The 1,405-nt window shown below is 65.1% G+C and carries 1 protein-coding gene and 1 rRNA gene; one reads left to right on the top strand and one right to left on the bottom strand.

The features are described from left to right. Positions 1-511 precede the first annotated feature (511 nt). The gene (locus ACZ6SA_RS46690; protein ID WP_465835756.1) at positions 512-1,258 is read left to right on the top strand and encodes an SAM-dependent methyltransferase; all 747 of its coding nucleotides are present in this window, start codon (positions 512-514) and stop codon (positions 1,256-1,258) included. A 60-nt stretch (positions 1,259-1,318) separates the two neighbouring features. On the opposite strand, the gene rrf is transcribed toward ACZ6SA_RS46690, so the two are convergent. Further along, a 5S ribosomal RNA gene (gene rrf / locus ACZ6SA_RS46685) occupies positions 1,319-1,405 on the bottom strand; the annotation flags it as partial.

Below are 1,405 nucleotides of genomic sequence, written 5' to 3'. Positions count from 1 at the left end.
CACGACGAGAACCGTAACCACCCTCGCGACGCGGACCCCGATCATCGCGATCCCGGAACGACCGACGACCGTCACCCTCACGCCGCGGACCGCGCGGCTCCCAGTGGCCCTCGTCCCGTCGCGGTTCTCTGTCTCCTCGGTTGCCCCGGCGCGACCTGTCGTCGGAACGGAACGGACGGTCGCCGCCAGAGTCGCGCCCGCGCGAGCCGTAGCCGCCGCTTCGGCCGCCTCCGCCGGAGTGCCGGTCCTCGTTGTCTCCGCGGCCGCGCTGTCCGCCGTCCGATCCGTTATCTCTGTTCACTTCTGGTCCATTTCGTTGGCTCACCCGGCGGACTCACAACAACGGTCTGCCGGGGCTGGTCGCCGCCCGCCCTCGGGCCTGACGCGACGAAGGCCACCTGTGGGGTGGCCCGGTCCTTCCAGGGTAGCAAGCCCTGACACGTCCATGAGCCTGTCGGCAACCGGTTTAATCGTTGGACCGGAAATCGACCAATCGGCAAGACTGGTCCGCATGTCACTTCGCTTCCATGAAATAGCCGAGTCCAACCACCGCACGCTCAATCCTCTGACCGATGAAAAGCTGGATCTTCTGGGCCGGATCTGCCGCATCGCTCCCGGATCCCGCCAACTCGACCTCGCCTGCGGAAAAGGCGAGCTGCTCGCTCGGTGGGCGGCCGATTATGGAGTTCAGGGCGTCGGCGTGGACATCAGCAAGGTCTTTCTGGAAGCGGCCAGAGCCCGCGCCGACGAACTCGGCGTCGCCGGTCAGCTCAATCTGGTGGAGGCGGACGCGGCCACGTACGAAGACACCCCGGAGTCGTTCGACATCGTGTCCTGTATCGGTGCGACCTGGATCGGCGATGGTCTTGAGGGCACGCTGTCATTGATGCGCCGGCATCTCCGGCCGAACGGCATCGCTCTGGTCGGTGAGTGTTTTTGGACAACGCCGCCGCCGCAGGAGGCATACGAGGCACTCGGCATAGCGGATGGCCTGTTCACGTCATTGGCCGGCACGGCGGACCGTTTCGAGAATGCAGGTTTCGAACTTCTGGAAATGGTGCTCGCCGACCAGGACGGCTGGGACAGGTATGTGGCCAGCCAATGGTGGACCATCAGCGACTGGCTACGCGAGAACCCCGACGATGTCGACTCTCCCGCCATGCGCGACTTCCTCACCCGCTCGCGCCGCTCGCACCTGGAGTACGGACGCCAGTATCTGGGCTGGGGTGTTTTCGTGGCCCGCCCGCAACTGCCCTGAGTCGCACATACGGAAAGGGCCCCGACGCGCTTGGCGTCGGGGCCCTTTTCTTCAAAGATTGTCCGGCGGTGACCTACTCTCCCACACCCTCCCGAGTGCAGTACCATCGGCGCAGAGAAGCTTAACTTCCGGGTTCGGAATGTAACC

Source organism: Nonomuraea sp. NPDC049378 (genome assembly GCF_055586745.1).
This window is presented reverse-complemented; position numbering and strand designations above follow the sequence as displayed.